A 25346-nucleotide genomic window follows, 5' to 3' on the forward strand; every position below is an offset into this window, starting at 1 on the left:
AAAATCGTATGTTAGTTCTAAACGCTGTACGAAATAAGCTAATTCATCGCGTTTATGCCGTTGTGCGCCGGAACGAAAAATATGATAAAAATTATACGCCAATCCTTGTTTGAACCATAGAAATCGGACTACTCCATCCAAGAGCCTAAATAGGCCCATTCTCCATTCGTCAACGGCAGATACGTGCTATCGCTGACCCAAATCAAATTAGGGGCCTTGTAGTAAGGGCTGATCTAACAACAGGTTAGGCCAGTAGCCTTTTCCATGAGTGCTATCCGTCGTGCGGGGCACAAACGATTTAGCCGGGCCGGGCCGCTGGTGTGGTTGAATGGGCTGTAAACCAGCTTGTTTCATGAGTGTCCACACCTGATGCCATCCCACTTCATGGCCTTGCTTTTTCAATTCAGCCACAATCCGTCGGCTCCCATAACGTCGTTTATGACCGGCGAAAACCTGTTTGATCAATTGCTGTTTCTTTCCCTTTTCAACCGTTGGTTTGTAGCTCTCCCCGCCGGTAGCGATAGTAAGCTGTCCGGCTCACTTCCAGCACAGAGCAAAGTGTTTCGACCGTAAACGTATTGGCCAGTGCCTGAATGAATTCATAGTATAACCTCAGGTCTGTCGGCTGAAAATACTCAACGGGGCCGCCCGGCGGGCTTTTTTTAAGATCTCTCGCTCCGTTTCCAATTATCGTACTCAATCCTTGAGTTGCTGATTTTCCAGAGACAGCTCATTTTGCTCACCATTTGCTTTTTTTACCCCTTGGTTCTGGTTTTTCCAGCGGTAGATCAGATTCTCTGAAACGCCTAAGGCCTTGGAAACATAGGCGGCTGTCTGGCCGCTAACCAACATTTTAACGATTTCGCTTTTGAAGTCGGCCGGTCCGCCGGTGCGGTCATATTTTCGCCGAGTTTTGGGTTTGCTGGATTGCTGCATGGTCTTGCGAAGTTAAGCAAGTCCAGTGTGCCGATTAATTAGACCATCTCAAACCGTTGCCGTCCGGACTTAAGGAGTTTACGAAGAGCGGTCACTAAAAACGCCGGACATAGACATGTACCGGCGTTTATACCATTAAAACCTAACTTTTATTTTAAGCCGAGCTCCGGCATGTACCACTCTCTTAAGCGGCCATCTTGGCATAGACAGGTTTGAAAGACTCAGCCTTGCCACGGTAATCAATATGAGTTTCAAATCCATAGAGAGTTAACTCCATGTCCTCAATATCATCCAGATTGAAAATCTGCCACCGGGTGTTACCTAGTTGTTGCCCCGGAATCACATCACGGCAGTAGCAGTAAAGGCTAGCTGTTTGCTTCTGTTGGTGAATACCTGCCATGTAAGGCTCAACGGTACGCCATGTACCTTTGTGCTTAAGCTGAACAACTAACCGGCTTTTGATAGCGGAATCAATAAGTTGTAAGAACTTGTTTTGTAAACTTATGTCCATAATTCGGTGAGTAACTGTTAGACTAGTTATGAATCCAGATACAATATACAGGCAGTCTACTATTCTATAGGTAATTACGTAAATTATTTTTTTATTAAAAGCAAAATAGGTTTATATGGTGCTGATTATCAATAGTGTAAGGGGGAATTCCTTTGGGTAGCTTTTGATCCTATTTTCGGTTGTAGTCAATATAAGTGATTCTACCAGATATACTTTAGCGATAAACTAGGCTGTAAGCTAATTCATCCCAACTAACTCTACCCTATCTATCGTGGTCACCTCTCCTGTTTTCGTTATCACCAGGTTTCTTCTTCACAGATTTTTGATATGCATCCTATTGTCATCTGGTGCCCTGTCTGCGAACAAGCTCACCCTCGTTCAAAGTATTGGGTGAGTTGCCCTAAAAAACACAGTCTCTTCTTACTGCTTTAGAACAGTACCGCTTCGACGAAGTTGTGGCATGCTCACATGAGGCAAGACGAATTCGATTACGGGGAGCCGAGCGCTTAACCAGCCGTGTTGGGTGTGTCCGCAGTGCGATGCCTGGATTGATTACTAACTTTTTCAACGGATTTATTCTCTCAATATGAAAGCAGTTTTTACGAATGCTCTAACCTCAGCTCGTTATCTACCGGCAGTTGCTTTACTGACTTTGGCTTTATGGCTACTTGATAGTCAAAAGGCTTGCTCTCAAACGGTGTACGTCACCCCGGAGGGGGCGGGTGAGCGAACCGGCGTTGACTGGGCGAACGCGTTGCCGGGCGAACAGCTTCAACCTCAGTTAGCTGCATCTACAGCAGGTAGCGTTTTTCGATTGGCCGGAGGGATTTATAAGCCCACTACTACGAGTGACCGCCTTGTATCTTTTACAATTCCGGCTGGCGTATCTGTATTCGGCGGCTACATGGGTATTGGAGCAAACCCCGACACTCGGGTGAACTTTAGCCAAGCGAGGCAGCCCAGCAGTACGACCTTATCGGGAGATATCGACAGTGATAATCAGCTGAACTCAACTAACGCGAATAATGTGGTGGTCTTTAAAAACGCCGGTACTGTAAATAGCTTTAGTCCTACCAGACTAGATGGCGTAGTCATCACCGGTGTGCCAGGGAGCAAATGCTATTACCTTAGTGGCAACTACAGCTGACGGACGCTGTGCCGGACTGGGTATCGAAGGTGCTACCTTCAGCCCTGCTACAGTGGCTGTCGGCGGGCCGTATTCAGTTTCTTACACGGTAAACAACCAAGGGTGCATGAGCACCTCTAGCCAGGCAATCAATGTGCTGGCCGCTCCGGCCCCGCCTAGCTTACTCACCCAAAGTAATCAGCTTTATGCAGGAAGAGAGTCGAAAGTAGCGGTGCCTCAGTACTCGGGTAACGTTACGTTGCTAGCCAGCGGCTGTCAGGGGGGCACTTTGAGCTGGACCGGTCCCAACAATAGTTCGGGTATTGGCGATATTTCTGTCTCGACCAACACCGTCGGTACGTTCGAGTACTCGGTGGTTTGCCAATCGAGTGGGTGCAACAGCACACCCGCCAGTGTCACAGTGGTAGTTCAGGCGGCCCCTCTTCAGGTCGTAGCGCCTTTATTCGATTGCGCTACGAATAAGCTGACGCTACGTACTACGGGCGGTAACGGCCAACCTATTGAGTATCATATTCCTTCGGTAACCCAGGGCTGGACTACAACGAACCTAATTACCGTTCAGGCTAAGAATTTCAAGAAAGAAAAGCTAAAGCTCAGCGCTCGGCAACTAACCCGCAATAATACCAACTACGAAGTAGTTAAACTGGACTATCAGCTACCGACCTGCCCTTCTGCTAGGGAGGGTGCTACTGGTGAGCCCGTGACTGAGCTGCAGGTGCGTGTCCTGGGAAACCCGGTGGTGGGTTCCCAACTTGTGGTAGAAGTGCGAGGAGCGGAGGGACAGCGTTTGCACCTTCAGGTAAACGACATTAGTGGCCGGATGGTCAATACCAGGCTGATTGAGCAGGCGAGTGCCCTTGAGCAGGTAAGCCAATGCCCAGCTGGGGTGTTAGCCTTACGGGTAAGCACTGTCTCGCAAACGAAGACGGTTAAGCTTATTAAAGAGTAAAGAGGCCCTGAGTGAAGCAAGGGCATTATCAGCATACTGCAACAGGTTGAACAAAGAGTAAATAAAACGTTAACCAGCTCATTTCTGCTAAAGTGACGCAATATATATTTGCCGTCATATAAACAGTTTGAGTTTTAAGTTACGGTGGGTACAGATAACCCCGGCGCTAGCTAGTGCCGGGGTTTCTTTATGCTGATGAAGGTCAAACTGACCCCTGTAACAGGGTTGTTCGTGGCGTGGTAGCTGTCTTCCAGACGCATCGGCATGTACTTACGATCACCTACGCTGGTAGTGGTTGGGTTAAATCAGGCACGCAGAACGTACTAGTCTAAGCTTCTCTTAAATAGCAAAGTCCTGCTAAATGACGGAGCTTCGCCTGTCTTATTGTGGCATAATCGCCGTGGATAGTATGTCATCGGTTAACGGCTCGAAGAAAGGCCATAGCGTTTCACTTGTAAGGTACACTACCCGTAGTGGTACTACCTGACCCGGCTGATCAGGATGGGGTATGTGTTTCAGTAGAGGTAGCATGGCCACCACATACGGCCCCGGGCCAAGCTCACCTAGGTTCATGTCGAGCGTCTCTCCATAGCTGTACAGATCCCCGTAGACAGTGGCAACATCCGTCCACTGATCAGTGCTTACCTGTATGGCCCGGCGTCGGTTGGTATCGGTATAGAGCATGAATCGGATAAGCCCCTTAGGAGGGTTCATGGGTAATTGGTTATTCATCGTATTTGTTGGTTGATTATTTGGGCCGTAAGCAGGCTTGGCCGTTGATAGTTTTCAGGAAAAAAGTCTAGTAGAATAACCTACTCCTTCTGATACAAACAGCCTGTTTTGTAAATCGTGTTCATCGCCAATCATAAATTTGATAAAGTGCTCTATAGGCATGATATCACGAGTGGCTAAGTTTAGCCACTTTAATTGTTTACAATAATAAGCTACTATATTATATATTTATTATATATATTGCAAGTATTATATAAAAGCCTCATCAGTTGAGGGGCTGGGTTGTTATCCGACTAGTACTTTAGAGGCTTGTTTATCATGGGAGTCACGCCAATTCCGGAAGCTTTTCTTGAACTCGCTGGTAGTAATAAAATAGCTTCGGTCGGGCAGGCTGTCGAGGTATCGGGTAATAGCATGTGGAAAGCCGGTATTGCGTAGCATATAGGCCGCTTGCTGATGGGAGCAAAGCCGACCGTCGATCCAGACGTGTTTCATGAAGGGGAGTAGGTGGGTGATGATAATGCATCATATACGATGCCCAACAGTCATTAGATTCTGTACAGACCCGCTAACTATCAGTAAGTCTGTGAAACCACAACAGCATTTTGGCCTGCGCATTACTGAATGGGATTGTAAGTCCGGTGCTTCTACCCAGGTGATGAGCGTCGGAATGGATAGAAAGTTTATACGTGCCTTCTTGATCAAACCAGAGCTGAACATACAGAGCATCGCCAGTCTCTAACGGCCGAGCGAATTCTTGAATGCTCGAACGGGAGTGGCTGTTGACAAATCCATTGGATAAAAGCCACTCACTGAACCAGATGTGTTTACTCTTCGGCTACACAGTTTATGTGGAATAAAGCGTTACTAAACACTTTATTTTAGTAAGCGTAACAACAATGTCTTTAAACAAAAAAGCGTCCATGACCTAAATCATAGACGCTTAACAGTAAATGTTTTACTTCTGAGCGGGAAATGGGTCTCGAACCCACGGCCTGCAGCTTGGGAAGCTGCCGCTCTACCAACTGAGCTACTCCCGCTTGATTGACTAGGACAAACTTACAATAAAAGTGCTGACTTTGTCAAGGCTTAACTCGTACATAAATTAATTCGCTTGTGGCTAGCGGGGTAAATAGCGGTTTTTGCTTTCTTTGGTTTAAAAGCATGTCTGCATGATACCAACATCAACGCATAAACCCTTTATTCCGGCCACTGAATCGCCCGCTGAGTTCACAATGAAAGCCATCATCACCGGGGCTGTATTTGGCGTATTATTCGGAGCTGCCACTGTTTATCTGTCGCTCAAAGCTGGTTTGTCGGTATCGGCTTCCATACCGATTGCAGTACTGGCCATCTCACTGGGCCGACGCTTCCTGAATACCACGATTCTTGAAAATAACATCATCCAGACAACTGGCTCCGCCGGAGAAAGCATTGCGTCGGGTGTAGTGTTCACCATGCCGGGCTTTCTGTTTCTGACCAACGGCACCGGAGCAGAGTTCTTTAACTACTGGACAATTCTGACCTTGTCCATTCTGGGCGGTTTGGTCGGAACGCTCATGATGATTCCATTACGTCGGTCGCTGATTGTGCAGGAGCATGGCACGTTGCCTTATCCAGAAGGTACCGCTTGTGCGTCGGTGTTAATTGCTGGCGAGAAAGGTGGTGACTTTGCGAAAACCGCTTATCAAGGACTAGGCGTAGCGTTACTGTATGCTCTCCTGCAAAAGGTGTTGCACGTCGTTGCCGAAGTACCAGTTTGGGCAACTAGGCAGACAAACCGCTATTTCCCATCCGCGCAGGTGGCGGGCGAAATCACCCCCGAATACCTGGGGGTGGGATACATCATCGGGTTTCGGATTTCGGCGGTGTTGGTTGGTGGAGGTATTCTGGCGTGGCTGGGTTTAATTCCGCTGCTGGCATCGGTGGTACCGGGCGATACCATTGCGCTGCAACTTCAGAAGCTTGGTTATCTGACGAATCTGCAAACTTCAGGCGGACCCGGCGGCTGGAACCCCCAAACGCACACCTTCAGCGATACGGCTGCGGCTATTTATCGGGCCTACATCCGACAAATTGGGGCTGGAGCCGTTACGGCCGGTGGATTCATGACGTTGATTAAAACGATTCCAACCATCGTGTCGTCGTTTCGCCAGAGCTTTAGTCGCTCGTCGCTGAACGCCATTGAGACCGAAGGGCAGTTGAGCCAGTCTAGCCAAACGGCCCGTACGGAGCAAGACCTTAGCGTCCGTATTGTTGTCATTGGCAGTGCTGTATTGGTTGGTTTAATGGTGCTGTTGCCACAAATTCCGGGCGATTCTGTAGTAACAAAGTTATTGATCGCCATTCTGGTAATTGTGTTTGGCTTCTTTTTCGTGACGGTTGCGAGCCGAATCGTTGGGCTAATCGGGTCAAGCTCTTCGCCCGTGTCGGGGATGACCATTGCGACCATTATGGGAACGGCGCTTGTTTTCATTGGCTTTGGATTAACTGGTAAAGCTTATGAACCGGCTGTGTTAGTCGTCGGTAGTATGATTTGTGTAGCGGCTGCAAATGCCGGTGCTACGTCGCAAGACCTTAAAACGGGCTACCTTATTGGTGCTACACCCCGCTATCAGCAAATTGCTTTGTTCATTGGAGTGATTGTGTCGTCGTTGGTGGTTGGGGCTACCGTGAAAATCCTCGATACGCCTACACCTGATTTAGTAGCCCAGGGAATCACTCATGCCATTGGGTCAGACAAGTTTCCGGCTCCGCAGGGAACCCTTATGGCGACGCTCATTAAGGGACTCCTGTCGTTTAACCTCGACTGGCAATTTGTATTGGTTGGGGCGTTCATTGCCTTCGTGTTCGAGCTGGTTGGCGTGAGCGCGCTGGCGTTTGCCGTTGGGCTTTATCTTCCCCTTTCAACGACACTTCCCATTTTTATCGGCGGACTCGTAAAAGCCATTGCTGACGCAAGTGCCAAACGAAAAGGCATTGTTGAAGAAGATGCTGACTTGGGGAAAGGCAACCTTTTTGCGACGGGCCTCGTAGCCGGGGGGGCTTTAGCGGGTGTGGCAGTCGCTTTATTGTCAGTTAATGAGTCGGTTTATAATGGCCTGTTGGCCCTAACTGTGGAGCCTACCCTGGCTGGTGCATTAGGCGAAGGTGGTTACCAATTGCTGGGCGCCCTAGCGTTTGCTGGCTTAGCCACCTTGTTATGGCGAGTAGCGACCAAACGGTAGCATTTATTGTAAGTAATAAAATGGCATTGTTGGGCATAATTTTAAGCTACGTCCTTATGCTACTTGGTCTCTGACTGCTCCAGAATGTAAAAGCTTTATTGATTAGCTACAAGGTTAGTAACACTAATCGACTACCTGAAGTACGGCAAGAGGTAAAGGGAGTCGTACGCCGGTTGGAGACCGGACAACGCTGGGGCATAGTCTGGAGACTATGCCCAACGAGAAGCAGGTAACCGCTTACTAAACCGAATGTGTATTGGGCTGTTGCTAGCTGTTAATTAGGGCGTTATATTCATATCTCGTGAATGCCCTACCTTCATGCTAACTGCTCTGTCTGCCTTTCTTTATCGAATTGCTTCCTGGAAAACACTGCTGCTGGTCATAGCTCTGTACATAGTGTTTCCCGCTTATATTTTGAAAACGCTGGAAGCTCGTATGAATGCGTTGGCTGGTCAGCCAATCGGGCCACTTGATCTGCTGTTTGGCTACGATCCGGTAAGGGTGCAACAAATGGTGGCTGCCTACGGACCGGCAGGACGTGACGTTTATGCACTGGGTGAGCTAACGGCCGATGTCGCTTACCCACTTATTTACACGTTTCTGCTAGGTTTGATCTTATCGCTTCTGTTTAGAAATAGGTCGTATTCGCCATTTCGCCTGGTTAACATACTGCCCACTGGTATTCTGTTGGTTGATCTGGCGGAGAACACCTGTATTGTGTATTTACTCAAAACCTACCCTAATACATCGGCTACGGTTGCCTCGCTTTGTTCACTATTGACAAATTTGAAATGGGGATTATTTGGAGTAGTCATTAGCCTGATACTATACGGCTTAATTCGCCGACTATCCACGAAAGAGCAACCTGTAGTAGAAGGCGCGTAAAGGTTCACTTGGCCTGCCCTGCTTTCCTTAATAAGTCAACGACCTTTTCTACAGGTAGCTCGTCTATTTTATGGCCCTGATCGCCCGTCATAGTCTGGGCTGCGAACAACGAGTTGATAATAGCTTCTTCGGTGGCTTCAATAGCCGCCATGAACAGCGGAGATACGTTATCGTTACGTAACAATTTGACTTCATCAAACGCGCTGGTAGTTTCGTGCGGAATGCGATAAGCCGTTGAAACGGCAATTACGTAATCGCCACTGCCGTTCGAGGCAATACCACCCGTTTGGGCCAAACCCATAAACGCTCGTTTGGCTAGCCGTTTTAGGTTGCGGGCATCCAAAGGAGCATCCGTCAACACGACCATCATGCAAGAGCCATCGAGGCCTTCTTTGAACGAATAGCGCCCAAGTTCCACCCCAATGGGTACACCAGAAATTTGTAAAGCACCACCAAAATTCGTTTGTACCAGTGCCCCTACCGTATAGCCACCCAGCGAAGCGGGCAGCTTACGAGACGCCGTGCCAATACCGCCTTTAAAACCGAAACAAACTGTACCGGTTCCAGCGCCAATGTTACCTTCGTCAACCGGACCTGGTTTGGCTTGTCGAAGCGCGTCGAGTACGTGTTGTCTGGTGACGTGCCGCCCGCGGATGTCGTTGAGGGTTCCGTCATTTGTTTCGCCCACCACCGAATTAACCGAGCGCACCTGCTCGTTGCCACGTTGCCCTAAGGTGTAATCAATCAAGGCCTCGGCGGCTGTGGGAACGCTCAACGTATTGGTTAGCACAATGGGCGTTTCGAGGGTACCTAGTTCTTCAACCTGACTGTAGCCCGTCAGTTTTCCGAAGCCATTGCCAATGTAAATGGCCGCTGGACATTTCTGCTGGAATAGATTTCCTTCGTGTGGTACAATGGCCGTTACGCCGGTACGAATATTCTGTCCTTGCTGGAGCGTGACCTGGCCCACCCGGACACCCGGTACGTCGGTAATGGCATTCAACGGGCCGACTGGCAATACACCAAAGCGAATACCGTAATCACGAGGGCGTTTGTCTGATTGAGCCATTGATGCGCTGAAGATCGTTAAAAAGCAAGTGATTAAAATCAGTCGGAAGATGAATACCATACCAATGAGTTGTGTAACGCGGAGGATCGAGACCAAATTACGTGAATAGACTTGACTTACACAGACCGGCTCAGCCAGTACCTTGAAAATAATCGGCTACTTAGCTAATCGTTAACAAACACTTGTGCAGGCTTCTGACTTATGACGCCAAGAACAAACACTCAGCGTCATGAAAATAGGAGAGAAGTTACTCAAACAGTTGAGTAAGAAGTATGAACCGTCGAAGATGGTGGCGGCTACATTTGGTCGGTATGACGTAGCGTTTAAAACCGATGATGAAGGAAACCCAATTCTGCTGTTTATCGGCCAGGCCGACGAACATGGAATGATCAAAGGCGATCACTTTTCGCGCCGACTTGTGAAAGACGCAAACGGGGCCGTCGTGAAAGATCATTGGGATTATAAGGGCAAGGTTTGATATCGATTAACTGATCTCTTATGGCTCGTAAAAGGCCAGTCGGTTTTGCAGTTGGGTTACCTGATGCTGAAGATCATCCAACCGCTCCAGTAGGTTGCTCACGATGTCGAGGTCGTCGGTATGGATGGCCAGTTCCTGATGAAGCCGAACAAATTTTTCCAACTGCGCGAGTTGCTCCGAATGCACATAAAGCGACTGCTCAACCGTAATGGTCTGAATAAGTCCGCGCTGTTCCAGCGTCTGCACAAACTCAATTTCGAGGTGGTGATAACCACAAAATTCCTGGACGGATATGAGGTGTTCGGGTTGCATGGATTTCTATAAGTTACAAGGTGGCTAGTTTCTGAAAAAGCTCTCTTTGCTCATCAGTCAGGTTGGTTGGCAATTTTACCTGCCACTCAACGTAGAGGTCACCAAACGTTCCTTCCTGGTTGTAAACCGGGAAACCTTTCCCTTTTAGCCTCACTTTGGCGCCATTCTGAGTGCCCGGTGGTACGTTGACTTTTACCTTTCCAGTCAGGGTTTCGATGATCTGTTCGCCCCCCAGCACGGCCGTGTACAAATTAATTTCTTCAGTAACGTAGAGGTCATTGCCTTTACGTTTGTAGCGCGGGTCATCGGTGATAACAAAGGTGATGTATAAATCGCCGTTGGGACCACCATTGACGCCGGTTGCACCGTACCCGGTCAGTTTAATCTTCTGACCGTTCTCGACACCCGCTTTGATGGTGATACCAATGGTTTTGCCGTTTATCGTTAATGTCTGTTTATGCGTAGTGTAGGCGTCTCGTAGGCTCAGGTGCAGCTCAGCCTGATAGTCCTGCCCCCGAAAGGTGGTCTCGCGTCGGCTACTCCCTCCGGGGCGGCCCTCCTGGCCAAACAATGATGATAAGAAATCGGAGAAATCGGCACCGCCAAAACCATCCGAGAAGTCAAAATCATCGGCATCGCCTTGAGTCGTGTTGCTCTGACGTTGCTGTTGCCCTCGCTGGGTACTTCTATGCCGAGCGTTTTCTCGCCGGGCTTGCTCAAACAGATCGGCATGCTGCCAATCGTTACCGTATTGGTCGTACTTCTTCCGTTTTTCCGGATCACTCAGGATTTCGTGAGCCTCATTGATCTGCTGAAACTTTTTGTTAGCCTCAGCATCGTTTGGATTGAGATCCGGGTGGTGTTTTCGGGCCAGTTTGCGATACGCTTTCTTGATGTCGTCTTCAGACGCATCTTTAGGCACGCCCAGTACATTGTAGTAATCAATGAAGTCCATACGCTATGAGGGGCGTTTTGCACAACTACTTATACCGTAATAAACGCATACGAGTCAGGAAGGTTAACGAATAATGAAGCATTACGTTGGTATGATAAGCTACGTATGAATTCTTCACCGAACCAGCGACCGTAGCGTTAGCGCATTGCGAATAGCATGACCACCAATGTCGTTATTGAAATACACGTAGATGTCTTTTCCGGAAGCCTCCCAAACGCCTATGAGTTCGGCCCACTCGCTTAGTTCTGGGTCAGAATAACTACCGTGGTAAAGGGGGTGTGACTCCGGACCATGCATGCGTACGTAAACGACGGGAGCTGTTAGGCGGAGAATACACGGTAGATTGGCCCCGCTCATGATGCAGTAAGCCGCATGATGTTGCTCCAGCAAATCAAAAATAGCTTCGGTATGCCAACTAGGATGCCGAAATTCTACCGCCATCTGAATCCAGCGGGGCATCTCTTGCAGGAAGGCTGCCAGACGATCATAATTACAGGCGAAGCGGGGCGAAAGCTGCACTAGCAAAATAGCCTTCTTATCTCCCAAGGCGCTCCAGCTTTCCTGAATTCGGTCGGTCCATAACTCGGGTTCTTTTAAGTTCTTAACGTGGGTTAACCAACGGGGCGCTTTAGCACATAACAGAAACTTCTGAGGCAGCTTAGCTTGCCAGCCTGCAAACGTTTCGGGGGTAGGCCAGCGGTAGAAACTGCTGTTTAGTTCAACGGTGTCAAACTGGTCCAAATAATACGTTAACCGCTTGGCAGCAGACGTTTTGGGCGGATATAAAACACCCTGCCAGTGGTCGTAGCTCCAACCCGATGTACCAATGTGAATACTCATGCGGCCTGTATAGCTAGTTGCTTACAGCCTATAACCATACGGTAGCCGTTTCGTCTTGTATTGCCTTTATTGTTCTTAACTAATGGTCCCAGCAAGTCGTTTTGGTAGGTCGTAGTCTCCGGACTACGACCAAGCGTTATCCGGTCTGTGACCGGTCACCGATGGCACTGGCGGGGAACTGCGACGGCAGCCCGGCGGATAACGCCAGAGCGAAGGTTGAAACTTCGCTCAACTTCACTAACTCAAACTGCTTCTAACCTACAGCTAAAAATTAATGACTAAGTGACTTTCGTCAACAAACCACTGTTAGAAAAGCTATTTAGCCTCGCCAGACAAGGGTACCAACTTGGCCGATAAGTCTGGGGTCTTCATGTCACGATCAAGTGGAAACATAGGCCGGAGTATTCGCTTATACGGCAACCGCGCCAAATCCTGGTCGACTCCTCCGGGTGTCAGCGCCATAATCCAGTCGGCCCGCATCGCATACAATTCTGGCTCCAGGTAGCCTATTTTGACAACGACAATGTCCGATTGACGGGGCTTTAGACCTAGTCGGGTGAAGTCCGCTTCTTTGTGATACGGCTTCCGCTTTTGCGTAACGATCACATGTACGCTACCTACTTTGACAACCACCTCTACTTCAGCGTCTTTATCGCCCTTAACGATTGATTCGACCGTACCTTTGAGCGGAACGGGCGGGGCAAACCGGGCATCTACATGCGCACCGGCCCTGCCTTCGACTTTGCCGCCGACGCCAGCCGCTATCGCTTTTTTGACCAACTCCGGATCAGGAATAGACGCGTAAATCAACGACGGGCCATTCTCTTTTTGAAACTCTGGCCGAGCCAGTATCTGCGTAAGTGTCCAGGTTACGTCGCCAGCGCCCCCAGCGGTCGGATTATCACCCGTATCGCTGATAAAGAACGGATGTTTGGGGCTGGACAAGGCTTTGGCCAGACACTGCTCCAGCGTACCTGTCGGGGCAACAAAGTCGAACTTAAACCGAGCGTTCCAGAAGTCGAGCGCTAGTTTCTCGGCGGCTTGCGTCACTTTTGCTTTGTCATCGCCGGTTACCATAATGGCTGCGTGATTACGCGGTTCGTCGGCCCAGGCGTAGCCGATCCATATGCCTGCATCGACAATGCCGTCCTGATGATCGGCAATGGGGGCTACTGCCTGATACAGGCTTTTGCCCGGCTCAATACGTGTGCTGGTTTGTTCGCCGGGCAACAGAATAGGAATAGCAATCAATGCCTTGTAAGCTGGCTTTCCTTTTCCGCTTTTGATACGCTCCAGCAAATTAACCACGGCTCGTTCTTTCGTTTGCATAGCATCTTCGTGGGGCGCCATGCGATAACAGGTCATTAAGTCGGTGTTTTGCGCCAACCGTCGTGACACGTTGCCGTGCAAATCCATGGAGGTTGAAACAAGCGTTTTGTACCCGATTACCTGCCTGATTCGGGTGATAAAATCACCTTCGGGATCGTCTAATCCTTTTACGCTCATAGCGCCGTGGATATCGAAGTAGAGTCCATCGTAAGGAGCATACTTTTTGAGGCTATCCAGCGTTTTGTTCACCAGCGATTCATAAGCCTCCCGGGTTACAGCCCCTCCGGGAAGCGATTTGCCCACAATGGCCGGCAGCCAGATCGCCTGTTTGCGCAAGGGAGACACCGGCATCATGAACGGATAGGCGTTGAAGACTTCTCCGCTATATCGGGCATGGAACGCTTCTTCGTGGGTAACGGCTGGCGAAAACGTACTCGATTCAATGCCCAATCCTGCAATGGCTATTCGGGGCAGAGGAGTTCCACTAGCGTTATTTGGCGATTGGGCACAGGCCCAATTCGTGAATGCGAAGCAGGCAATGAGCGCTAAAATCAGGTGTTTCATGCCTACAAGTTAGCGCATTCAACGATTGAGACAAGGGTTTGTGTCTCTGAGTTACCTACACTGTACATACTATGAACGACTGTTCTGTATGTCAATTTGATGTAAAGCCCGGCAATTTATCAGATTAGCTTCGTACACATCTGATAAATTATGAAGTATAAATAAGTACCAGCTAAAAGTTTGATAGCGGTAGCTTATGCTAAACGATGTCTTTTGTCATAAACAAGACTTATTCTCTGATCTATGTTACGTCTCGCTACACTGAACGCAGGCATCCGGTTAGGCATAGTCCTCTTCGCTACCAGTCTGCAAATAATGGCTCAAGCGCCCCAGCGGCAGCCAACACCCAACGATACGCTGAAATCTCCACACGTCATGGCCGATAATCGTGTTGCCATTCGCATCTACGCCCCTAAGGCCAGTGAGGTGATAGTATCGGGTGATTTCCTGGGACAGAGTAAACCGCTTAGCCTAGCCAAAGATGAACAGGGTGTGTGGTCGGTTGTAACGGGCCCGCTTAAACCGGACTATTACAGCTATACTCTAATGGTTGACGGTGTGCGGACAATGGACCCGAAGAATCCGGCTATCAAACAAGGTATCAGCAGCTTAGAGAATATAATGGCCGTGGTGGGCAAAGAAACCGCTTTTGAAGACAATCAGCCTGTTCCGCACGGGGAAGTTCGGCAGGTTTGGTACCAGTCAAATTCGCTGGGCATGTCGCGCCGGATGCACGTATATACACCACCGGGGTACGAGCAAGGCAAGACGAAATACCCTGTCTTTTATCTGCTCCATGGCGGGGGTGACGACGACTCGGGCTGGAACACCATTGGTCGCGCCAGTTTCATTTTCGATAACCTGATTGCCGCCGGAAAGGCTAAGCCTATGATTGTGATCATGCCGAATGGAAGTATGCCTATGCCGCCTTCGTCCAATATGGCCGACTTCGCTAAACTGCTTCCTAAAATGCAGGAGATGTTTGCCAACGAACTGACGAAAGACGTAATGCCTTACGTAGAAAAAAGCTATCGGGTATTAACCGGAGCCAACAATCGGGCACTGGCGGGTTTATCGATGGGTGGCATTCAGACATTGAACGTGAGCCTGTCACGCCCTGAGTTGTTCAACTACGTGGGCGTGTTTAGCTCTGGCTTTTTCGGCGGCTCCATTAGTGAAGCTGAAAGCCAATACGCCAAAACTTTACAGGACCCCAACTTCAATAAAAATAAGAAGCTGTTTCTGTTCGAGATTGGGAAAGACGATTTCCTCATGGAGCCTTGCAAGCAAACCATGGCCTTGTTCGACAAGCATCAAATCAAGTATCAATACAAGGAAACGGACGGTGGTCATACCTGGATTAACTGGCGGCATTACCTGAATGAGTACACGCCGTTGTTGTTTCAGTGAAAAATTGATGTAGCACTTGTTTAGGATTTGGTTTTGAAACAAACTGCTATCGAAAACTGGCCAGGCTACTCCTGGCCCGAACAAGTAGGGTTTACCTGCTGATGGCGTTAACGCTGAGTACTAGTTATGGGCAGGATAGCTTCGTGGGCGAAAGCCCGAAACTGGCTGACTGGCAAACTGGGCATAAACGACAGGTTGTGCTTGTACTGCACGGCGATCACCGTGCTCATTATTACACTCAACAAATGCTTTTTGTACGTCCCTCAGTGGATCAATACACGTTTCTGATAACCATCCATACATATCTATTCGTTTGTAGGGCGATTATCAGATGGTCAGATTGGTATGCTTGACTTACATTAATCAGCGTCAAAGCTTAGTAGTTGATCTGTAAAGACGTTAACCGTTTAGCTTAATCACGGCTACCTGTAGGTATACACTCGACTCTTGTCAGCACGTACTGATAGCCTTTGTCGGGGTTGGCCAACACCCACTTTCCCTGCTTCTCAATTCGTTCGCCTTCTCGCCACATTACCGTATCGCCTTTCATGGTGAATGCCACCTCGTAAGGCTGCGTGACGCCCTCGCCCGAGCGCTGCCAATCGGCTTTAACCTGACCATTGGCTAACGTACCACGAACTGGACCAGTCGCCCTATCTTTCTCGAACGGCAACACCGATAACTCGCCCGTTACGATTGAATCGCTTATGGTTAGGCGCAGCGTTGTTGTATCACGCCCGACGACCTGTTGGAAGCAGGTTGTTTCCGGCGCAGTTGTCGTTGCAACGGAATCAGCAGAGCCAGCTGCCGCAGTTGTGGTTTCGGTAGATCGCGTACCACAACTTGTTAAGATCGCCAGTGAGCATAGGTAGGACAGAAGACGTCGCATGAGCGTGAATGAGTTTAGCTTTGTAAAAATACTACTAAACACAAACAGCCGACTACAAAAAAGCAGTCGGCTGTTTGATCACTTATCTGAGAAGTGAATTTACTCGTCTTCAGTAGTGGCCTCCCGATCTGGTTTGGGTTTGCCATATTCGCCATGGTAGGGTGTTCCGGCAGTCACCTTACCTCCACTAGTCCACAAGCCACCCCCTCGTTCGCCATTGTTTTTTGTGTTCTCTCCGCTCGGGCCGTCTTTAGGCACACTACGTTTATCGTCATTCTCGGTTCCCGAGTGGCCTAGTCCTGGCTTGTCATACACACCGTCGACCTGATCGTCAGGTTGGTCTGGTGTATTTTGGTTCGTTTGGTTTTCCATGGTTGAGTTGATTATGTCAGATACGGACTTAGCCCATGATTCATTGGGTAAGCTCCTAATTACACGCTCAACCGCTAGCCTAGTCAATTGTTCATACCAATGAGGCAAGCAATGAGTAGCCATCAAAGGAGAATTGAAGCATTAGGCACTTTGTATTGAGACAATACAGTACACAACTCTTAAGCACATCACTTAATCAATTGACCACATGAAGAATACCTGTTCAGCCAATCTAATTCATTTGCTTTTTCTTGCTTGTTTTTGGGTGTCCTTTACCACTTATGCACAAACAGCTGCTAGAACGGGTAGCCTGGCCGACATAAAATTCATTGAAGGACATTGGCAAGGTACATTTAACGGCGGCCCAATTGAAGCCATGTGGATGGCTCCGGCAAGTGATAATACGGCTGGCTTTATCCGGATGATGAAAGACAACAAGATTAGTATGTACGAGATCCTGGTGTACGAGCAAACCGAACGCGGACCAGTTTCCCTCGTAAAACACTTTAAGCCTGGCTTAATTGGACAGGAAGAAAAAGATAAGTCAGATCGATACGTGTTCATTGAAGCTAGTAATGACCGGGCGTTGTTCGAAAAAGACGATGCTTCCATCCGAATTATCTACGAAAAGCGGGGGAAAGACCAGTTGGTTATTCAGCGTGGGCAGCAAAAAGACGGTAAATGGGTATTCAACGATCTGTTTGTATTCGACCGTGTCAAATAACGCTTACTTGTTGGCAATAGACCGCTGATTTTTATGATGGTTATGATTTAGGCTGATGGTTTGTATGAGTTCATTGCCTTATTATGGCCTTTTATCAGGATAGAATCATTTGGGTCATACAACTCAGCAGGTACTGCCCGTTCGGGTTTATTGTGCTGGAATAACAGAGATGAGCTGTCTCAATGCTGAAGTTTAGCTACGAACGTAGCCAATTATACGTAACGATTACGCCGAATGTGAAGACGAGGTGTGCCATGAATAAGGAAAGTAGATAAGGCTTCAATGAAATGGCGGGTGGTTTCGGATGAAGGACAAAAAAACTGTACCAGAAGATAATAGCGGCCAGCCCACTACCTATCCCTAACCAGATGCCCGATTGAAAGTCTGGTTGCCCAATGCTTAATAACCATAAGCCGTAGTAGCAAAGGGCAAAGGCAATACCAATGAGATAATGTCCGATAATACCAACGGTTACGGCCAAACGACTATCGGACAGGTTGCCGTCTGGCGATGTCTGGAAGGTAAGCATGGTGCCCAAAATTTGGGTCACTTTCATAACCCGGTCGGTGATGAATGTCATGATGTACATGAAGAATGTCATCAGGGCTGTACCAGCAATACCCGCCAAAATGATATGAAGTAACTTCATGGTATAAGTTGGGATAGATGTTGATACAATTGGCTGTCAACGTATGTAAACTTAATTTTAAAGCGCTTAGCTACACTGTGTTCGCTTATGGCTCCTTACACAATTCCTGCTCAGGCCCGTATTGGTCATGTTCATCTGAAAGTAGCTGATCTCGACCGGGCTCTGGCTTTCTATCGCGATCTGCTCGGTTTCTCACTTATAACAACTTACGGAAAAGAGGCCGCCTTTATTTCGGCGGGCGGCTATCATCATCACATCGGGCTGAACACCTGGTATAGCAAAGACGGGCCACCTGCGCCTTTACGTAGCGCGGGATTGTTTCATACCGCCATCCTGTTTCCAACCCGCCGGGATTTGGCGGTTGCTCTTCAACGATTGATGGACGCAAACTATCCCCTGACGGGCGCTTCTGACCATGGCGTTTCGGAGGCCTTGTACTTAAATGACCCGGATCGTAATGGTGTAGAATTATACTGGGACCGCCCCATGGACCAATGGCCGCGTAAACCCGACGGCTCTATAGAAATGTACACGCATCGGTTGAACCTGGATGGTTTATTAGCTGAGTTACATAGCTAGACAAGGCTAACGCTTTTTGTAGTTTAATTGACTTGGGGTCGATTCATAACCTACGTTAAACCAATCCCCTTCTCTCTAACCTTCTGGCATTACTGCCATGCGAGGAATAGAAAGAAGGGGATTGGTTTAGCCTCTACTATCAGAACTGTTTACATGATAGAGCAAGAGGTCAGCTTACCCAAAAACGGCTTATTACTCACCCTTGACAACCCGGATTATCTTTGATTGGGTAGGCGTCATGGCCCGCAACAACAAGACACCGGTCGGCTGACGGCTAACCTCAAATGTGTGCTGTTCCTGCGTGGCGGCCTGCTCAATCGAGTGCGAGTCGATCAGTTGGCCCTGTACGTCAAGTAGGTTCAGCTGTAACGGCTGACCTTGAGCGCCTGCTACCCGAACGCTTAGCCGACCATTGCGAGTGGGGTTACCCAGTAGCTGAACGTGTAGCCTACTCTCCGGTTCACTCGTGGAGATCCGGCTGCTGTTACTACCCGAGCAGGCTGACAGCCAGCTATACACAAAGCTGGATTCGCTACTGCTTTGTACAGCTTTGAGGGTGATAACCGGGTTGTCGGTGTACAAACGAAGGGTGTAGGGCCCTGGCGCCGTGGTAGGCAGCATCTCATTAACCACCGAAAAGCTCACTGGCTGGCCCGTTAGTCCACTGTATTGGGGCGTAAAGCTCAACCGACGCTCATTGGCTGAAACTGTCTGACAGTTAACCAGTGTAACGTTTGTTATGGAGAAGGGCGCTGTTGGTTGGGTGTTATTGAAACAGGCCGGCAGCCAGTTATACACAAAGCTGGATTCACTACCGCTCTGTGTTGCTTTGAGGGTGATCGCCGGGTTGTCGGTATACAAACGAAGGGTGTAGGGCCCTGGCGCCGTGGTAGGCAACATCTCATTAACCACCGAAAAGCTCACTGGCTGGCCCGTTAATCCACTGTATTGGGGCGTAAAGCTCAACCGACGCTCATTGGCTGAAACTGTCTGACATACGGGGTTTGTGACGCCGACAATCATAAACGTCGAGCTGGTAATCTTTTCTTTGATAAGAATAGTAGCCGTATCCTCCGCTGGGTCAAGGTCATACTCATCTCCGTCGATCAGCGAAAAAACCGCTGTTTCGTCGCCCTCCTCTTCTTCGTCATTGTCGATAGGGTCAAGTTCTTCTATCACCACTGACTCACCATCGGTAAAGGTGATAGAGGTCGGTAGGTTAACGTAATCGACGCCAGCGGTGGCTGTACCGCCAATTTGGTAATTAACCACCAGGGTCCCTACCGTGCTATTGCGCTCAAAACGAAGGGTGCCGGGGTTTGCCGCTGCTGCTCGGGCACCAATAGCTGCCTTCCGGCCTCCACCCGATTCGTTTTCCGAGGCAACAGGATCTGGACTGGTAAGTTTTACGAGGGTTGCAGCGGGGGCTGTAATCGAGAAGTTCGCGTTTGAAATGTCGAAAAAGACGTTGTTTCTGGCAGCTACTAAAATGCGGGCGTTGCTGGTCAATACGTTAGGCAGAATGACTGGTTCGCTGCCGTCGTTAGGTGTGTTGGCCACCAGCGTCACTGGGAATGTCTGACCTCCGTCTGTCGACAGCAGAATGTCTACCGTTGCACAGTTGACAGGTGGGGCCGTGGTATTCGCTACGCTCCAGGTGATGGTCTGCGACGAATTGCCTGGGTAAGACCCCGACAGATTGGTCGTCTCCAGAAATGGCCCTGAGTTTTCATCTATCGTCACCGTAACCGTCCGGTAGGTCAAGCCACCGGCACCATCACGCACTGTCAGCCGCAGCGTCGTTTCTACACCAACCGAGGGCAGTTTATCGCCTTTGGCATAGTTAGTCCCGTCCAGAATAGCCGATAGTCGGGGAAAGATCCGGGTTCCGTTGTTCGATGGAGCGTAGCTCCGGAAAAAGGGCGGCTGCGCCGTATTGGCCAGCGTCGACCCGTTGGGCACTATCTTACCAATGTCGGTGCCTTCCCAGGAGTAACTCAGCACGTTGGCCGCGTCGGGGTCGGTTGCCTCGCCGGTCAGAACAAACGGGGTCGACCTAGGTATGGTTACGTTGGCCGGGAATCGGGTAATTGTTGGCACGACATTGTTAAGCGGAGTCGACGTAAAGCAGCTTAACGTGCTAACGTACTGAACCGCCTGAGCGTAGCTGACCGTATGAAAATTAAGAATCGGCTGGTAAGCAGGGGTTTCGTAGTTGTCGTTACCGGCTGCACCGTCGCAGGTGTAGCCATAGCTCATGATGGTTGTGCCCGATCCGGGCTCTACCGACGTTTTCGCTTCGCGGGTTGTGCAGACCGGAATACTACTGTTGAAGGTATGGCTCATACCGAATTGATGGCCTACCTCGTGACTCAACGTCTGATCGTCGAATATGGGCGCGAACGACCCATCGCCAAAGCTACTGGCACCCATCGCCTTACTTTCTGATATACAGGCAGACGGCGTAATGGCAAGGCCTTCGCCCGAGCCGCCCGAACTGCCCAGTACGTGGCCGATGTCGTAGTTGTCGTTACCAATGGCGGAGTCGAGCACCAACTGGTTTCTAGTGATCATCGCATCCAGATCACTATTGTTGTAGCCGCCACTATTCTCCGCGGTGAAAATAGTGCTGGTACCGCTAACCAAGACAAAGGCTACACTTAGCTCGGTACGAAAAACGGCGTTCATCCGGTTCACATAGCCAACCATCGCATTAAATGCGGTATTGACATTCCCATTTCCCTGTTTTTGGGTAAATTCCTTCGTTGCCGCCAAGGCAAGCCGAAATGTCCTTAGCACAGTACCAGTATTGTTAGCAATGGCGCCCTGGCGGGCACCGTTCTTATGGGTATCAATGGCAGGCGACAAGGTGCCACATTTGCCCGTCGTGCCAAACGGTTTCACGATGTCTGACCGTCGGGCATCACGACCGAAGTAGGTGATGTACAACTGGTCGGTTGGGTCGGTCGACGCCTTCGTGTAATAAACCGCATCGTTTCCTACTCCCAGGATAATGGCGTCGAAACCACTCGCTGTAAAGCTGAGCCGGATGGTATAAGCCTGGTGCGTGGTACCCTTCCCGGCATATGTTTTGATTTCAGGATGTTGGGCGGCTACGTTGGGCGACAGAATCGGCGATTCAAATAAGGCAAACGTTTCGGTTGTGCCGTCGGGCAGTGGAATGGCTACGGGTAGTGGATTGCTATTCGGCTGGAACTCACGGGAGGCTTTGGTTAAATAACGACGGAGTTCGGCTGTCTTTAGCCGATAGGGCTTAAACGTCTGAACGCCCTGAATAGCCGGAGTTGCTATGCGGGACTGGGCAGCAGAAAGAGGCTCGAAGAATGAAGTTTGCGCCCAGCTGGTGGTTGCGCTGATCCAAAGCAGCACTACAAATAAGGCTACTTTAGGGGTAGAATTTGATTGCATAAGAATGAGGGGAATAGTGAATGGTAAAACAAAAGGTGATTTAATCGTAAAACAGGGGTTAGCATTGGATGGACATTGACATATCACCAGGCAGGGCTATGAACCATACAGGGGCGTTTGCCAATTCGTCAGCAAGTACAAATAGCCACCATTGCGACGCTATTCCATTTGTCGCACAGGGTAGCTCATTTGTCGCATCCATAAAAAAAGCCCCGTATGGGCTTGTGACGCTGGTGAATATAGCAGGACACGTTATCCATCTATTGCGATGTTCACGCATTCGGTAAGCTTAGAGGGCCTGATAAGCGAGGTAGGCTAGAATAGCCACAATAGGATGGCATCTGTTTTGTCTACTGACTATGCAATAAGGGTTTACAACAATTCGACAAACACGTGGTTTACGACGGAGTAATCATTCATACTCAACGTAGTACCATGAAACAGTTCATTATTCCCATACTGGTTGGTTTGGGTCTGGCAACGGCTTGTCAGAAAAAAGAAAATTCGAAAGGAGTTGATACGGGCGATCTTGACAGCGCTACCGAGACGGTCTCTAACGTTGGCGATCCCAAACTACTATACACCCTGCCCGACAAATACAACACGCCCGACGGTATGGCGCTGGCCCCCGATGGCACAGTGTATTTGTCGGTGCCCAATCTGGCCGATAATTCATACCCCGGCGTTCTGGTCAAGTTTGCCGCTGATTCCGTCCAGTTCGTAACCAGCTTACCGGCTCATCCGGATACGAAGCACGCAGCTCCGATGGATTTAGCCTTTGGACCAGACGGCAATCTGTATTATGCCGAAAACCAATACGAGAACGACAAGAATTATAAGTCGCGGCTGATGCGCATTCGTATGCAGAATGGTAAGGTACTGGGTGTCGATCCGGTGGTTACGGGATTTGGTCTGGCAAACGCTGTTGTCTGGAAGGGTAACAAGATTTATGTAACCGACAGTCAATGGGATATGCCCGATAATCCTAAAGGAAGCGCGGTCATGCACTTCACACTCGACGAGTTGAACAAGGGCGTTGTGGCGCTTAAACCCAAAACAATGGACCCGCACGTATTAGCGACCTTTACCACCGAAGTCAACGAGACAGAAGTTGATAACGGAGCCGATGGGCTGGATTATGACAGCGAAGGGCGGTTCTACACGGGCAGCTTCGGCGACGGAATGCTCTACCGACTAACCCTGAAGCCCGACGGTACGCTGGCGTCTAAAGAAGTGGTAAAGGTAGACCAAAAGATTTCGTGCGTCGATGGGCTGATTGTCGATCGTAAGACGAACACTATTTATCTGTGCAATTCCCGCACCAATGCCATCTTAACCGTTTCTCCCGATGGTAAGGTAGGGACACTCGTTCAGAATGGCGATACGGATGGTAAAGACGGTAAGATTGATCAGCCCGCCGAAGTATTGCTGAAAGGCAACCGCTTATACATTACAGACTTCGATAAGCCCGAAAAGCATTTTGTGAATACTAAGGCCGACAACGTACATACTATGTCGTACGTGGATCTGCCCAAGTAGAACCAATGGTTGGTCCATACAAAAATGGGGGCTGAAAAATTAGCCCCCATTTTTGTGTTTATAGCGGTTTGAGTTCCAGTTTTCGCCAGCGTACCTTGATGCCACCACCGTCGTGAATTTGCAGAGCCACTGACCCATTTGCCTGTCCAATTTTTTCGTCGTGCATATCCACCATCGACTTTCCATTCAGGTACGTCTGCACGTGATCGCCCTGCACCCGGATGCGTAACGTATTCCACTCGCTTGGTTTCAGGATTGACTCTTTCTCGTCGGGGATCTGTACAAGCCAGCCCCGGCCGTACGATTCGTAAATACCACCCGTGTCGTGGTTGGGCGGGGCCACCTCCACTTGCCAGCCACTCACTTTGGTGCCCTCTATTGACGACCGAAAAAATACACCACTGTTGCCGTTCGCTTCCTGTTTAAACTGCAGCGATAGGTCAAAGTCTTTGTATTGTTGTTCGGTAGCCAGGTAACCATACTGTTTGTCGGGGCCGCTTTCGCAAACGAGCTCGCCGTTGTCTACGTACCATTTTTCAGTGCCGTAGACTTTCCAGCCGGTCAGGTCTTTGCCATTAAAAAGCTGGACGGTTTTAGTTGGAGCGGTAAACGCCAGCATCGCCAGCGCCGTAATCAGGGTGAAGCAATAATTCATAGGTACAAAAGGTTAACGTTTCTGTAAAAAACGAGAGCGTTTCGGCAAAGTAGGCAAAGATTAAGCGGCTTCGCAACTCTGGGTTAGTTGACGCATCAAAACCAGGTTTAGTAACCGCGAAAACGGTTGATGACATTCACGTTGTAATGGCGTTTTTCATAAATGAGTCAGCCTCTTAATGGGCTGGTTAAGGCCAATCAAGAGGCTGAAGGGCAATCAGTAGTATTCGTCTTTTGGGCTAAGCGTTTACTGTTTAACGATTTTTTTAGTTATCCGCTGCCCCTGAACGTCTCCCCGGACAAAATAGACACCACCGGGCAGGTTTGATACGACAAACCGAGTTGCATTAAAGCCAGTTTTGGCGTTTAATGTATTGCTCTGTTTAATGTTTCCCTGATTGTCAAGCATGTCTATGCGCAGACCTGGCTGATCCGTGGCGCTAAAATACTTCACCTCGATTACATCAGTAGCTGGATTTGGATACGCTTGTACCGACAGCGTAGCTACATCCTCATCCGTGTTGTTCAACGCAAGACCTAACTGAGCCTGTTTCTGCTTCAACACTTCGGCCAGCGTAGTGACCCCGCTCAGTTGCTCCAGCGGGTGAGCCGATATAGATGCTCGCTGGCCAGAACGAGAATAAAAACTGCTCCGGATGTTGAGAGACATCTTCGATTCGGCAAACTGCACGAATTTGTCTTCAACAGTGAGGGCCTGTACCTGTTCGGGACTTCCTCCTTTGCCTTTAAACGTAAACAAAGCAACTGGTTCACCGCTCACAAATGCACCGTAGTTGGTTTCCTGTGGGGTTTTGCCGATGATATAATAGGCCGAGTTTGACTCCGAAGCGAAGCTTTCCGGCGTAAGTAGCTTATAAGGTGCTTTATCCCAAGTACCCCGGACATCGCTCACGTCCGTTAGCACAAAATCTTTGGACACTTTTAACGAAAACTGTGCCGTTGCTCCGCGATCTTCCGCTTCCGGATTGTTGGCGTTGGGCGTGCTATAATTAGGTATCACCCAGGCGGTGTATAAACTGGTTTTTGAGTCATACGACACCATATAGCGAACATCGCTCGATGATATCATAACCTGGTTTTGAGCCCACGACAAGGAGCAGCTAAACCAGACAAACAGTAATAAGCTTATGTGTTTCATAGTAATTG

27 protein-coding genes, 1 tRNA gene and 1 pseudogene are annotated in these 25346 nt (G+C 49.2%); 10 read left to right on the forward strand and 19 right to left on the reverse strand.

Translation table 11 applies throughout. The annotated features are described in order from the left end of the window. Window positions 1-113 (forward strand): annotated as a pseudogene (locus ACFSUS_RS29205) (IS110 family transposase); the annotation flags it as partial. Window positions 114-207: 94 nt separating this feature from the next. On the opposite strand, the gene ACFSUS_RS28125 reads toward ACFSUS_RS29205, so the two are convergent. The 4 genes from ACFSUS_RS28125 to ACFSUS_RS28140 all read right to left on the reverse strand — a co-directional run bounded on the left by ACFSUS_RS28125 (window position 208) and on the right by ACFSUS_RS28140 (window position 1447). After that, window positions 208-465 carry an IS3 family transposase gene (locus ACFSUS_RS28125; protein WP_381528323.1) on the reverse strand — a complete coding sequence of 86 codons (258 nt, stop codon included), beginning with the start codon at window positions 463-465 and terminating at the stop codon, window positions 208-210. A 19-nt stretch (window positions 466-484) separates the two neighbouring features. Beyond that, a complete protein-coding gene (locus ACFSUS_RS28130) occupies window positions 485-700 on the reverse strand; it encodes a hypothetical protein (RefSeq protein ID WP_381528326.1) in 216 nt (71 codons plus the stop codon). Continuing rightward, complete coding sequence (locus ACFSUS_RS28135) at window positions 697-936, reverse strand: transposase (protein WP_381528329.1); 240 nt, start codon at window positions 934-936, stop codon at window positions 697-699. The genes ACFSUS_RS28130 and ACFSUS_RS28135 overlap by 4 nt, the downstream gene beginning before the upstream one ends. Before the next feature lie 184 nt (window positions 937-1120). Then, the gene (locus ACFSUS_RS28140; protein ID WP_381528331.1) at window positions 1121-1447 is read right to left on the reverse strand and encodes a WYL domain-containing protein; all 327 of its coding nucleotides are present in this window, start codon (window positions 1445-1447) and stop codon (window positions 1121-1123) included. Between the two features lie 586 nt (window positions 1448-2033). Between ACFSUS_RS28140 and ACFSUS_RS28145 the strand changes: the two genes are divergently transcribed. After that, the gene (locus ACFSUS_RS28145) at window positions 2034-2594 is read left to right on the forward strand and encodes a hypothetical protein (protein WP_381528334.1); all 561 of its coding nucleotides are present in this window, start codon (window positions 2034-2036) and stop codon (window positions 2592-2594) included. Beyond that, the gene (locus ACFSUS_RS28150) at window positions 2578-3543 is read left to right on the forward strand and encodes a T9SS type A sorting domain-containing protein (protein ID WP_381528337.1); all 966 of its coding nucleotides are present in this window, start codon (window positions 2578-2580) and stop codon (window positions 3541-3543) included. The genes ACFSUS_RS28145 and ACFSUS_RS28150 overlap by 17 nt, the downstream gene beginning before the upstream one ends. A 381-nt stretch (window positions 3544-3924) precedes the next feature. Here ACFSUS_RS28150 and ACFSUS_RS28155 read toward each other — a convergent pair whose 3' ends face one another. The 3 genes from ACFSUS_RS28155 to ACFSUS_RS28165 all read right to left on the reverse strand — a co-directional run bounded on the left by ACFSUS_RS28155 (window position 3925) and on the right by ACFSUS_RS28165 (window position 5315). After that, window positions 3925-4275 (reverse strand): hypothetical protein, encoded by a 351-nt coding sequence (locus ACFSUS_RS28155; RefSeq protein WP_381528341.1) that lies wholly within the window; start codon window positions 4273-4275, stop codon window positions 3925-3927. A 285-nt stretch (window positions 4276-4560) separates the two neighbouring features. Beyond that, window positions 4561-4770 (reverse strand): hypothetical protein, encoded by a 210-nt coding sequence (locus ACFSUS_RS28160; protein ID WP_381528344.1) that lies wholly within the window; start codon window positions 4768-4770, stop codon window positions 4561-4563. 472 nt (window positions 4771-5242) lie between these two features. Further along, a tRNA-Gly gene (locus ACFSUS_RS28165) sits at window positions 5243-5315 on the reverse strand. A gap of 132 nt (window positions 5316-5447) precedes the next feature. On the opposite strand from ACFSUS_RS28165, the gene ACFSUS_RS28170 reads away from it, so the two are divergent. Together ACFSUS_RS28170 and ACFSUS_RS28175 are read left to right on the forward strand one after the other, a co-directional pair. Further along, the gene (locus ACFSUS_RS28170; protein ID WP_381528347.1) at window positions 5448-7502 is read left to right on the forward strand and encodes an OPT family oligopeptide transporter; all 2055 of its coding nucleotides are present in this window, start codon (window positions 5448-5450) and stop codon (window positions 7500-7502) included. Window positions 7503-7820: 318 nt separating this feature from the next. Continuing rightward, window positions 7821-8387, forward strand: coding sequence for a hypothetical protein (locus tag ACFSUS_RS28175; protein WP_381528349.1), 567 nt, complete (start codon window positions 7821-7823; stop codon window positions 8385-8387). Between the two features lie 4 nt (window positions 8388-8391). Here the strand turns inward: ACFSUS_RS28175 and ACFSUS_RS28180 are convergent, their stop codons facing one another. Beyond that, window positions 8392-9456 carry a DmpA family aminopeptidase gene (locus ACFSUS_RS28180; protein ID WP_381528352.1) on the reverse strand — a complete coding sequence of 355 codons (1065 nt, stop codon included), beginning with the start codon at window positions 9454-9456 and terminating at the stop codon, window positions 8392-8394. A 229-nt stretch (window positions 9457-9685) separates the two neighbouring features. Between ACFSUS_RS28180 and ACFSUS_RS28185 the strand changes: the two genes are divergently transcribed. After that, entirely contained in the window at window positions 9686-9934 is a 249-nt protein-coding gene (locus tag ACFSUS_RS28185) for a hypothetical protein (protein ID WP_381528354.1), read from the forward strand. A gap of 18 nt (window positions 9935-9952) precedes the next feature. Here the strand turns inward: ACFSUS_RS28185 and ACFSUS_RS28190 are convergent, their stop codons facing one another. The 4 genes from ACFSUS_RS28190 to ACFSUS_RS28205 form a co-directional block, all read right to left on the reverse strand. After that, window positions 9953-10246, reverse strand: coding sequence for a chaperone modulator CbpM (locus tag ACFSUS_RS28190; protein ID WP_381528357.1), 294 nt, complete (start codon window positions 10244-10246; stop codon window positions 9953-9955). Window positions 10247-10259: 13 nt separating this feature from the next. Next, complete coding sequence (locus tag ACFSUS_RS28195; protein ID WP_381528360.1) at window positions 10260-11201, reverse strand: DnaJ C-terminal domain-containing protein; 942 nt, start codon at window positions 11199-11201, stop codon at window positions 10260-10262. 114 nt (window positions 11202-11315) lie between these two features. Continuing rightward, window positions 11316-12041 carry a DUF72 domain-containing protein gene (locus ACFSUS_RS28200; RefSeq protein ID WP_381528363.1) on the reverse strand — a complete coding sequence of 242 codons (726 nt, stop codon included), beginning with the start codon at window positions 12039-12041 and terminating at the stop codon, window positions 11316-11318. A 315-nt stretch (window positions 12042-12356) separates the two neighbouring features. Beyond that, window positions 12357-13934, reverse strand: a complete 1578-nt coding sequence (locus ACFSUS_RS28205) for a M81 family metallopeptidase (RefSeq protein WP_381528366.1) — start codon at window positions 13932-13934, stop codon at window positions 12357-12359. A 243-nt stretch (window positions 13935-14177) separates the two neighbouring features. Here ACFSUS_RS28205 and ACFSUS_RS28210 point away from each other — a divergent pair, with 243 nt between their 5' ends. After that, a complete protein-coding gene (locus ACFSUS_RS28210) occupies window positions 14178-15344 on the forward strand; it encodes an esterase (protein ID WP_381528369.1) in 1167 nt (388 codons plus the stop codon). Window positions 15345-15451: 107 nt separating this feature from the next. Here the strand turns inward: ACFSUS_RS28210 and ACFSUS_RS28215 are convergent, their stop codons facing one another. The 3 genes from ACFSUS_RS28215 to ACFSUS_RS28225 form a co-directional block, all read right to left on the reverse strand. Next, window positions 15452-15574, reverse strand: coding sequence for a hypothetical protein (locus tag ACFSUS_RS28215; RefSeq protein WP_381528372.1), 123 nt, complete (start codon window positions 15572-15574; stop codon window positions 15452-15454). 182 nt (window positions 15575-15756) lie between these two features. Further along, window positions 15757-16233: a hypothetical protein gene (locus ACFSUS_RS28220; protein WP_381528375.1), complete on the reverse strand. Its 477-nt coding sequence runs from the start codon at window positions 16231-16233 to the stop codon at window positions 15757-15759. 99 nt (window positions 16234-16332) lie between these two features. Next, window positions 16333-16605 carry a hypothetical protein gene (locus ACFSUS_RS28225; RefSeq protein ID WP_381528378.1) on the reverse strand — a complete coding sequence of 91 codons (273 nt, stop codon included), beginning with the start codon at window positions 16603-16605 and terminating at the stop codon, window positions 16333-16335. A gap of 208 nt (window positions 16606-16813) precedes the next feature. On the opposite strand from ACFSUS_RS28225, the gene ACFSUS_RS28230 reads away from it, so the two are divergent. After that, window positions 16814-17329: a DUF6265 family protein gene (locus ACFSUS_RS28230; RefSeq protein ID WP_381528381.1), complete on the forward strand. Its 516-nt coding sequence runs from the start codon at window positions 16814-16816 to the stop codon at window positions 17327-17329. Between the two features lie 196 nt (window positions 17330-17525). Here ACFSUS_RS28230 and ACFSUS_RS28235 read toward each other — a convergent pair whose 3' ends face one another. Further along, window positions 17526-17978 carry a hypothetical protein gene (locus ACFSUS_RS28235; protein WP_381528383.1) on the reverse strand — a complete coding sequence of 151 codons (453 nt, stop codon included), beginning with the start codon at window positions 17976-17978 and terminating at the stop codon, window positions 17526-17528. An 87-nt stretch (window positions 17979-18065) separates the two neighbouring features. Here ACFSUS_RS28235 and ACFSUS_RS28240 point away from each other — a divergent pair, with 87 nt between their 5' ends. Further along, on the forward strand, window positions 18066-18557 hold the full coding sequence (locus ACFSUS_RS28240) for a VOC family protein (RefSeq protein WP_381528385.1): 492 nt from the start codon (window positions 18066-18068) through the stop codon (window positions 18555-18557). 192 nt (window positions 18558-18749) lie between these two features. Here the strand turns inward: ACFSUS_RS28240 and ACFSUS_RS28245 are convergent, their stop codons facing one another. After that, entirely contained in the window at window positions 18750-21986 is a 3237-nt protein-coding gene (locus tag ACFSUS_RS28245; RefSeq protein ID WP_381528387.1) for a reprolysin-like metallopeptidase, read from the reverse strand. Between the two features lie 435 nt (window positions 21987-22421). Here ACFSUS_RS28245 and ACFSUS_RS28250 point away from each other — a divergent pair, with 435 nt between their 5' ends. Beyond that, window positions 22422-23525 (forward strand): SMP-30/gluconolactonase/LRE family protein, encoded by a 1104-nt coding sequence (locus ACFSUS_RS28250; protein WP_381528390.1) that lies wholly within the window; start codon window positions 22422-22424, stop codon window positions 23523-23525. A gap of 58 nt (window positions 23526-23583) precedes the next feature. Here ACFSUS_RS28250 and ACFSUS_RS28255 read toward each other — a convergent pair whose 3' ends face one another. Together ACFSUS_RS28255 and ACFSUS_RS28260 are read right to left on the reverse strand one after the other, a co-directional pair. Further along, on the reverse strand, window positions 23584-24180 hold the full coding sequence (locus tag ACFSUS_RS28255; protein WP_381528393.1) for a 3-keto-disaccharide hydrolase: 597 nt from the start codon (window positions 24178-24180) through the stop codon (window positions 23584-23586). Between the two features lie 246 nt (window positions 24181-24426). After that, a complete protein-coding gene (locus ACFSUS_RS28260) occupies window positions 24427-25338 on the reverse strand; it encodes a T9SS type A sorting domain-containing protein (RefSeq protein WP_381528396.1) in 912 nt (303 codons plus the stop codon). Window positions 25339-25346: the final 8 nt, after the last annotated feature.

Origin of the sequence: Spirosoma soli (genome assembly GCF_042684525.1) — a bacterium.
GTDB lineage: Bacteria > Bacteroidota > Bacteroidia > Cytophagales > Spirosomataceae > Spirosoma > Spirosoma soli.